The organism is Lentibacillus sp. (assembly GCF_035301925.1).
GTDB lineage: Bacteria > Bacillota > Bacilli > Bacillales > Amphibacillaceae > Lentibacillus.
Window position 1 is genome coordinate 1 of the sequence record NZ_DATGTI010000078.1, and the last position, 8975, is coordinate 8975.

At 44.4% G+C, this 8975-nt stretch carries 12 protein-coding genes and 1 pseudogene; 9 read left to right on the forward strand and 4 right to left on the reverse strand.

The genetic code is table 11. The features are described 5' to 3' along the window. The 6 genes and pseudogenes from VK080_RS06820 to arsC all read left to right on the forward strand — a co-directional run. Window positions 1-723 (forward strand): annotated as a pseudogene (locus VK080_RS06820) (translational GTPase TypA); the annotation flags it as partial. Between the two features lie 465 nt (window positions 724-1188). After that, window positions 1189-1338, forward strand: a complete 150-nt coding sequence (locus VK080_RS06825; RefSeq protein WP_324224022.1) for a hypothetical protein — start codon at window positions 1189-1191, stop codon at window positions 1336-1338. A gap of 73 nt (window positions 1339-1411) precedes the next feature. Beyond that, complete coding sequence (locus VK080_RS06830) at window positions 1412-1687, forward strand: YkvA family protein (protein ID WP_324224023.1); 276 nt, start codon at window positions 1412-1414, stop codon at window positions 1685-1687. A 69-nt stretch (window positions 1688-1756) separates the two neighbouring features. Then, window positions 1757-2098, forward strand: coding sequence for a metalloregulator ArsR/SmtB family transcription factor (locus tag VK080_RS06835; protein ID WP_324224024.1), 342 nt, complete (start codon window positions 1757-1759; stop codon window positions 2096-2098). Window positions 2099-2119: 21 nt separating this feature from the next. Beyond that, complete coding sequence (locus VK080_RS06840; RefSeq protein WP_324224025.1) at window positions 2120-3421, forward strand: arsenic transporter; 1302 nt, start codon at window positions 2120-2122, stop codon at window positions 3419-3421. A gap of 25 nt (window positions 3422-3446) precedes the next feature. Beyond that, window positions 3447-3866, forward strand: coding sequence for an arsenate reductase (thioredoxin) (gene arsC / locus VK080_RS06845; RefSeq protein ID WP_324224026.1), 420 nt, complete (start codon window positions 3447-3449; stop codon window positions 3864-3866). A gap of 153 nt (window positions 3867-4019) precedes the next feature. Here the strand turns inward: arsC and VK080_RS06850 are convergent, their stop codons facing one another. From VK080_RS06850 to VK080_RS06860, 3 genes are all read right to left on the reverse strand, one after another. Further along, window positions 4020-4199, reverse strand: coding sequence for a hypothetical protein (locus tag VK080_RS06850; protein WP_324224027.1), 180 nt, complete (start codon window positions 4197-4199; stop codon window positions 4020-4022). 80 nt (window positions 4200-4279) lie between these two features. Beyond that, a complete protein-coding gene (locus VK080_RS06855) occupies window positions 4280-5230 on the reverse strand; it encodes an ABC transporter permease (protein WP_324224028.1) in 951 nt (316 codons plus the stop codon). Then, window positions 5223-6143 carry an ABC transporter ATP-binding protein gene (locus tag VK080_RS06860; protein ID WP_324224029.1) on the reverse strand — a complete coding sequence of 307 codons (921 nt, stop codon included), beginning with the start codon at window positions 6141-6143 and terminating at the stop codon, window positions 5223-5225. The genes VK080_RS06855 and VK080_RS06860 overlap by 8 nt, the downstream gene beginning before the upstream one ends. A 577-nt stretch (window positions 6144-6720) precedes the next feature. On the opposite strand from VK080_RS06860, the gene VK080_RS06865 reads away from it, so the two are divergent. Both VK080_RS06865 and VK080_RS06870 read left to right on the forward strand, forming a co-directional pair. Continuing rightward, window positions 6721-7047, forward strand: a complete 327-nt coding sequence (locus VK080_RS06865) for an AbrB/MazE/SpoVT family DNA-binding domain-containing protein (protein WP_324224030.1) — start codon at window positions 6721-6723, stop codon at window positions 7045-7047. 1 nt (window position 7048) lies between these two features. Next, complete coding sequence (locus tag VK080_RS06870; RefSeq protein WP_324224031.1) at window positions 7049-7300, forward strand: cytotoxin; 252 nt, start codon at window positions 7049-7051, stop codon at window positions 7298-7300. A 62-nt stretch (window positions 7301-7362) separates the two neighbouring features. Here VK080_RS06870 and VK080_RS06875 read toward each other — a convergent pair whose 3' ends face one another. Further along, entirely contained in the window at window positions 7363-7521 is a 159-nt protein-coding gene (locus tag VK080_RS06875) for a YfhE family protein (protein WP_324224032.1), read from the reverse strand. 261 nt (window positions 7522-7782) lie between these two features. Between VK080_RS06875 and VK080_RS06880 the strand changes: the two genes are divergently transcribed. Beyond that, window positions 7783-8931 (forward strand): thiolase family protein, encoded by a 1149-nt coding sequence (locus VK080_RS06880; RefSeq protein WP_324224033.1) that lies wholly within the window; start codon window positions 7783-7785, stop codon window positions 8929-8931. Window positions 8932-8975: the final 44 nt, after the last annotated feature.

The following is an 8975-nucleotide window of genomic DNA, read 5'->3' on the forward strand; positions in this document are numbered from 1 at the left end:
ATTTTAATTGAAAACATGCGGCGTGAGGGCTTCGAATTACAGCTGTCGAAACCCCAGGTCATCATTAAAGAAATCGATGGTGTTAAATGTGAACCGGTTGAACGTGTTCAAATTGATGTTCCGGAAGATTACACCGGCCCGGTCATGGAATCACTCGGTTCACGCAAAGGTGAAATGCTCGATATGGCAAATCAGGGCAACGGACAGGTGCGGATTGAATTTAAAGTGCCATCCCGCGGGCTGATTGGATATGCTACCGAGTTTATGTCATTGACACGGGGCTACGGTATCCTGAACCATACTTTCGATGCCTTCGAGCCGGTCGCAGAAGGTCAGGTAGGCGGACGTCGTGAGGGTGTGCTTGTGTCACTGGAAAATGGCAAGGCATCAACTTACGGTATTATGCAGCTGGAAGACCGCGGCATGATTTTTGTCGAACCAGGAACCGAGATTTACGCCGGCATGATTGTTGGCGAACATAACCGTGAAAATGATTTGACCGTTAACATTACAAAAGAAAAGCATTTAACAAATGTTCGTTCCGCAACGAAAGACCAGACAGCTGTTATCCGAAAAACACGCGATATGTCCCTCGAAGAAGCGATTGAGTATATAAACGATGATGAATATTGTGAAGTGACACCGGAGACAATACGGCTTCGTAAAAAGATATTAAATAAAAATGAACGTGAAAAAGCAGCTAAAAAATCGAAACTGGGCTAATGGCTGAACCGGCAATAGCAATGATGCTGTTGTCGGTTTTACTTTATTCGACAGCAGGAGGATTTACCGGCAGAAGAAAGGGGGCAATATCTGGAGAAGAGCAATAAAATGTGCGGGAGAGCAGGAATATTGACGGAAGAGTGCGGGAATCAACGGAAAAATATCGACAGAAAATCAGCAGAAAGGTAAGAGAGGGCACTTCTCTCTGCCCGAATGCCGCAGAAAAACAGCAGAAAGGTAAGAGAGAGGCCTTCTCTCTGCCCGAATGCCGCACAAAATCAGCAGAAAGGTAAGAGAGGGCTGGCCAGTCATTCGAGGTGATGAAACAGCGGAAAATATGACATCACCCATCATTCATTCCGGTGAGAATACCTGGGCACCCTCGGGTATGACTCATCATGACGGCTATGTTTATTTTCCTCTTTGGCAGGGGAGGCTTTACGCAGATTTGATTCGGAAAGTAACGTGCAGGAAATTCATCACGGATGGCGCGTGCGTGATGTCTTATCAGCAGGAGACGGCATCTATTTTTTAACCAATAATACTGACGGACGCGGCAACCCGGCTGAGAATGATGACAGGCTGCTGTTCCTGCCGAATAGCCAGCTGAATTAATGACCTGACCGTTGCATTCCGGTTATAAACGCTCCATTTATGTTATTCTATTTGATGAAAGCAGGTATCACGAATGAAAAGATTGTTAAAACGGTTAAGATTCCTCCTTAAATTTCACAAATCGATCCCGTTTGTCGTGGATTTTTTCCGATCACCACAAGTAAAAGGCACGACAAAACTATTATATGTCGTGCTGATTGCGAGCTATATTGCATTACCATTTGACCTGATACCGGATTTCCTCTATATGTTCGGGATAGTTGATGATATTACGATTGCGGCTTTCCTGTTGCAGCAGATGGTGAAGAACGCACCGGAGTCGTTGAAGGAAAAGCATGATTTCAAATGATTGCAGAAAACGTTTAAAAACTTTATCATGATATAAGTATTTAATTATATAGTTATGAAGGGGGATTCTATGGAGAAAACGGGTATATCCGTGGAAGAGGCTGTTCCAGTTTTGAAACTTCTGGCTGACCGGACGCGCTTAACCATTGTTCTCATGCTGCATCAAAGGCAGTGTTGTGTTTGTGAAATGGTTGACGTATTGGGCATGTCACAGCCGGCGATCAGTCAGCATTTGCGAAAATTGCGTGATGCAAAAATTGTGGCAGAAGACAGGCGGGGGCAGTGGATTTATTATCGTTTGAACCGTGAAACAACTTTTTTCCCATTCGTGGAGTATATACTGGAGTCCATACAAGCTGAAGAAACACTCATCACAAAAATGGATACAGCCAAAAATATAAACCAATGTTAGAACATCATAGGGGGAACGGTTTTGGATTTACAAACCATTTTAGCCATCATTATTTTTCTGGCAACGCTTGTACTCATTATTTGGCAGCCTAAAAATCTTGGGATCGGCTATACCGCGTGTTTCGCTGCCTTGATTGCACTGCTTGTCGGTGTTGTCACGTTTGATGATGTGATCGCTGTGACCGATATTGTGTGGAATGCGACACTGGCGTTTGTTGCTATTATTATGATTTCGCTGGTGCTCGATGAAATCGGCTTTTTCGAATGGGCAGCATTACATATGGCCCGCATTGCGGGTGGAAGCGGCGTTAAAATGTTCATCTATATTTCGGTTTTGGGGGCAATCGTGGCGGCACTGTTCGCTAATGACGGGGCGGCGCTGATTCTGACACCGATCGTCCTGGCAATGGTCCGGGCGTTGAATTTCCGGGATGCGTTCATATTACCATTTATTATGGCAAGTGGGTTTATTGCTGATACAACATCATTGCCGTTTGTCGTCAGCAACCTGGTCAATATTGTGTCGGCAGATTTCTTTGGCATCGGCTTTCTGGAGTACGCAATACACATGATCATACCGAATTTGTTCTCATTGATTGCCAGTATTCTAGTGTTGTATATCTTTTTCAGGAAGGATATACCGGGAAGCTATGACGTCAATGCGTTAAGACACCCCCGTAACGCGATTAAAGATGAAAAGATGTTTCGGTTGTCATGGCTCGCTCTTGGCATATTGCTTGTCGGCTATTTTACAAGTGAATTTTTCGGGATTCCGGTTTCAATTGTTGCCGGAACGATTGCAATTATTTTTCTGCTGCTTGGCCGTCAAAGTAAAGCAGTGGAAACCGGAAAAGTCATCAAGGGTGCACCATGGGATATCGTCTTTTTCTCACTTGGCATGTATGTTGTCGTTTACGGGCTGCGTAATGCCGGGCTGACTGATTTGCTTGCAGGTGTTCTTAATGCAGCAGCCAGCCAGGGGTTATTAGTCGCAACCATGTCGATGGGCTTCATTGCCGCTATTTTATCGTCCATTATGAATAACATGCCGACTGTGATGATTGACGCGCTGGCGATTGCGGATACGAATGCCACTGGTGCCTTAAAAGAAGGCTTAATTTATGCCAACGTGATCGGCAGTGATCTGGGACCGAAAATTACGCCGATTGGCTCATTGGCGACATTGCTGTGGCTGCACGTGTTGAAAACAAAAGGTGTCCATATTTCGTGGGGCTATTATTTTAAAGTAGGTATCGTCCTGACCGTCCCGACATTGTTTATCACATTGTTGGGATTGTATTTGACGCTGTTAGTGTTATCATAAAATGAATGTTAAAAGGAGGCAAAACATGTCCGACAAGCCCATTCTTTACTTTCTCTGTACAGGGAATTCATGCCGCAGCCAAATGGCAGAAGGGTTCGGGAAAAAATATCTCGGCGACAAATGGGATGTGCGAAGTGCCGGGATTGAGGTACACGGCTTGAACCCGCTGGCTGTTAAAGCCATGCAGGAGGTTGATGTTGATATTTCGCATCAGGCATCAAGCACCATTGATCCGGAACTTCTCAATCATGCGGATCTGGTTGTAACGTTATGCGGTGATGCGCGGGATAATTGCCCGATGACACCACCACAAGTAAGGAAAGCGCATTGGGGTTTTGATGATCCCGCAAAAGCAGAAGGAACGGAAACTGAACGATGGGAAGTGTTTCAGCGTGTCCGTGATGAAATTGAAGAGCGTATCATCCGTTTCCAGAGAGAAGGCTGAATAAGACCGGGGTGTCATGACATCCCGGTCTTGCTCATAAGTTCAGAAAGTATCATTTTCAGGATCCCATGTCAATATTGAAATCGGGCTAACGCTGAATTCCTCGCGTCCAAGTCTTGCCTCTGAACGTTGGAAAACGAGGCCGGGCCTGAACTACTGTTGCTTATCTTTTTTGTCATTCGGTATATATTTCGTGAAGTATACAGCAAAGATTAAACAAATAAACGCGATACCCCATGCAGCAATCCCGCTCCAATAAAGGTCCACACCCAGGCCGATGATCAGCACAAGGCCACTTATTCCGATAAAAATACCAGTTAAATAACGTTTCATTGTTCCACACCTCGGATATGGGTAGATGGTCTTATTCAACCATTATAGTATATTTTTCAGTTATATGCTGGTGAAATATTTTAGTGTCCTGCAACATCTCTTTTGGTGAAAAATAGCCATGATACGGCAAGGAACATCACATAATAAACAGCTAATACCGTGATGGAAAACCCTAGACTCATGCCTTCAAACATCGGCGATCCATTGATATATTGATCCATATTTGTATTGGCAAACAGGATGTATTTTGCCCAGTCATAATCAGAGAAAAAGCTGACAATTGCATTACCGGACAGCATCAGGAAAATGGCAACCCCGATAGCCAGCGAACTTTGCCGGAAAATCGCCGAAATCATGAAAGCAAAAGTTGCCATCATAACCAGTGTCACAAGCTGCAGGCCATACCCCTCAATGATTTGTCTGATAATGGAAACATATGCATAGCCTTCACTTTGATTGAGAACGATATGTGGATCCATTCCGTTGACACCGAAAAATAACGCGCCAACAATCCATGAAAAAATCAATACAAATAAGAGGGTGAACAGTGCAAACAATAATACGGATGCATATTTGGACGCCAGAATTATTGTGCGTGTAATCGGTCGGATCAGTAACAGCTTTATCGTTCCCCATTTAAATTCATTGGCGATAATCCCGGCTGCAACGATGATCGTAAAAAGACTGACCAGTGAAAGCAGAAATTTGTTTTCCATGACAAACTGCCAGGCATCATAGCTGCGCGGCTGAATGTCGTTTTCGAGATAGAAGTTATTTTTTTCAATCTGAGACGAATTAAAGCTTTGCATCATGTCGTCTTGTTCCATTTCCTTCTTCATTTCCGCATTTTCATCCTGAAGTGTCTGCCGCCAGTTGTCATCCTGGTAATTTTCCATTTGATCCATAGCAAAGTTAGTAAGAAAAGCCAGCCCCACTACAAGAACGGCTATGATAATGTACATGATCCATGTAGATTTACGAATGTATAACTTAATCTGTTCATTGATCAATAGCTGAAAAAAATTACCCAATCGTATTCTCCCCAATCAAGTCAAAGAATTTATCTTCCAGTGATGATGTCGTTATCTTCACCTGGTATACCTGTACATCATGGCCGACGAATGATTGGATAATCTTTGGTATCGTCTCCCGCTCAGCCTGAAATGTCAGTGTATCATCGGATGAGGCTGCGCTAATATCATGTTCGTTTTTTAAAGTTTCAATTGCCTTATCCGTTGGTGTTACTTCCATTTGTATCTCAGCTGCTGCTGTCTGTTCGGTTGCTGCATTAACATCCTGTATGGCGACCATTTCACCATTTTTAATCAGCCCGATCCGGTCACACATTTGCTCGATTTCAGATAATAAGTGACTGGAAATGATCACAGCGACATTTTCCTCTTCAGCCAATCTTCGGATGTATTGACGGATTTCGCGGATGCCTGCTGGGTCCAATCCATTGGTAGGTTCATCCAGGATGAGTACAGATGGTTTGTGCAGGAGAGCCTGGGCAATTCCCAATCGCTGCCGCATTCCTAATGAATACTTTCCGACTTTTTCTTTTATTGGTTTCTCCATTCCTAACAGTTTAACGACTTCCTGAATACGCTCTTTTGTCACGCCCTGCATCATGCGGGCATAGTGCATTAAATTTTGCCATCCGCTCATAAATGGATACATTTCAGGATTTTCCACAATCGCGCCGACTTCGCGCACCGCGTTCTTAAAGTCTGATTTGATGCTGCTGCCCAGTATCCGCACATCTCCATCTGACAGTCCCATCAATCCGACCATCATACGTATCGTTGTTGTTTTACCGGCACCATTGGGACCGATAAACCCGAACACCTCTCCCTTGTGGATTTCGAATGATAATCCTTTAATAATTTCTTTGCTGCCAATTGTCTTTTTGACATCGATTAATTCCATGGCTGTTTCGGTCATGTAAGATTCCCCCAATTTATGTAACTGTTTTGTAATACGAAAAAATCATGGAAAAGTTTCATCGGTATTTAAAAACAAACATTCATGTATACTATTAAACTTTATCTTATGCAGGTCGGATTGGGGAAACCATTTGTTTTAACGCTTTCCCCAATTCAGTCTTGGATTAATTTCTTAAAACATGATTCTTACTTATACCGTTAAGCCCGAATCCACTTCCAAATCTCACCCGGTGTAGCACTTCCCGTACAACGACTAAAATAATAAGTGCAATTATGATCTCCACCCACGGCCACTCTTCAAGCAAAGACAAACACAGCATCATTAACATACCCTGAAAGATACCTGCAGTAGAAATATCCGTCATAATTGCGCAGACGCCGACAAATACTGCCGCGAACAGTTAAGTATGGTAATAAGCAGCAACAATGCGAGTTCAGGGACAAGTACATAGTCCATAAACGGAAAATCAATTAGTCGCAATTTTGGAGAAAATCGTTTGGTTGTGTCAAAATAAGTTTAACAGTTTAACTGTAGTACTTTTGTGTTTAGTCATACTGGAAAGGGGAATCATATAATGGTACAAACGAAGAAAAGAGGTGCTGTTGCCATGAAACCGGAAAGGGTAAGGTTTAAAAAGAAATCACAAGTCACGGTTCCGCATGAAATCGTTGAAGCGTTGAACCTGAAAGAGGGCGATGATCTGCAATGTCGGTTAGAGGATGGAAAAATTGTCTTTGTTCCGATGGTGTCCGTGCCGAAAGACCAGGCGTGGTTTTGGTCAGAAGAATGGCAGAAAGAAGAAAGGGAAGCTGAACAGCAGATTAAGGAAGGCCGTTTATCCGAACCAATGAATCTTGACGACACACTAGCCGACTTGGATAAGCTGTCAAAGGAGAAATGACATGAACTTTCGGAGGACACCGCGTTTTGACGACAATTTTGCGGCATTGGATTCACGGTCACAGAAGGCAATCAAGAAGGCACTTTCATTTATGGTGCATGATATGCGTCACCCGTCCCTCCGTACGAAAAAAATGGAGGGACGGGATTACATATTTGAAGCAAGCGCAAACATGGATATACGAATCACTTTTCATTTTGAGAAGCCGGATACCATTGTTTTAAGAAATTGTGGACATCACGACAAACATTGAAAAATCCTTAATGAAAATGATACTGCTCGGTTTAGGCAGCTTTCTGTGCCGTGAACGATAACCTATCTTTTTAACTCGGGATTCTCACGTTTTGCTTCTCTGACGTTTGGTCCGCGGTATCCGCCGGCAATGTCCGCCTGCTTAAAATCCTTGGTAAAATGGACTTCCTGTGCATCTGTCAGTTGTTGGTTCTTGGTCGGCTGATATTGTGCTTTTCGCATAAACGGATATCCTTTCTGTTATAGAGTCTATTAGGCCTTTCCCTGTTTGGATCGTGTTAAACATAGGATTCCGGATTGTTTTGCGCCTCTTTCATAACTATAATCGTACTGAACTCTAAAAAAAGGGCATTAAAAAAATTTTTTTTCGGCGCCCCCCTTTTTGGACTTTCGTTTCGATTATAGAATAGAAGGTGCGGATTCCGATTATTCAAAAAATCAGATATAATAAAGTCAGTAGTTCATACGAAGGGGGAAGCGTGTATGCGGGAAGTTGTCATCGTGGATGGCTGTCGGACAGCGGTCGGACGGAGAAAAGGAATTTTTAAGGATTACCGGTCAGATGAATTGGCGGCCGTTGTGCTGGAGGACTTGGTGAACCGTTCAAAAATTGATAAAGGAGCGATTGAAGATGTGATTTTGGGCTGTGTGACCCAAGTGAATGAACAAGGCGGGAATATTGCCCGGACCGCAGCATTGATTGCCGGGTTTCCAACGCATGTGCCTGGTGTGACGATTGACCGGCAATGCGGCTCGAGCCAGCAGGCCGTTCATTTCGGTGCACAGGCGATTCTCTCCGGCGATATGGATATCGTCATTGCAGGCGGTGTGGAAAACATGACCCGGGCGCCAATGTTTTCGAATATGCAGGGCGTGAAGCCGAGTGAAAAACTGACGGCTAAGTATGAAATCGTCAATCAGGGGATATCCGCGGAGAAAATTGCGGAAAAATGGGGCTTCACACGTGAGGAATTGGATGTGTTTTCATATGAAAGTCACCAGCGCGCATTGGCGGCCATTGAAAAGGGACATTTTGAACAGGAAATTGTACCAGTTGAGACCCGGGAAGAAAATGGGGATTTAAAGATAGTTGAAACAGATGAAGGGCCGCGCGCTGATACGACGATGGAGGCACTGGCAAATTTGAATCCGGTATTTCAGGAGGATGGCAACATTACAGCCGGCAACGCAAGCCAGATGAGTGACGGGGCGAGTGCTGTGCTGTTGATGTCCCGGGAAAAAGCTGAAGCGTTAGGGTTGCAGCCGAAAGCGAGAATCATAGCCCGGACAGTGGTCGGTTCAGATCCGACATTGATGCTGACAGGGCCAATCGAGGCGACAAAACGAGTGCTGGCTAAAGCTGGCCTCGGGATTGAGCAAATCGACCGCTATGAAGTGAATGAAGCATTTGCACCGGTGCCGCTCGCCTGGCTGAACGAAACAAATGCCGATCCGGAAAAACTGAATGTTAACGGCGGCGCCATTGCCCTCGGTCATCCATTGGGCGCAACCGGCACAAAACTGTTAGTCTCGCTAGTCAATGAACTGGAACGATCAGAAAGCCGGTATGGTTTGCTGGCGATATGTGAAGGAATGGGCATGGCTAACGCCACAGTGATTGAACGACTTTAAAATGGTTGGAACGGCGTATTGAAAACAACCTATCAACAGAAGTG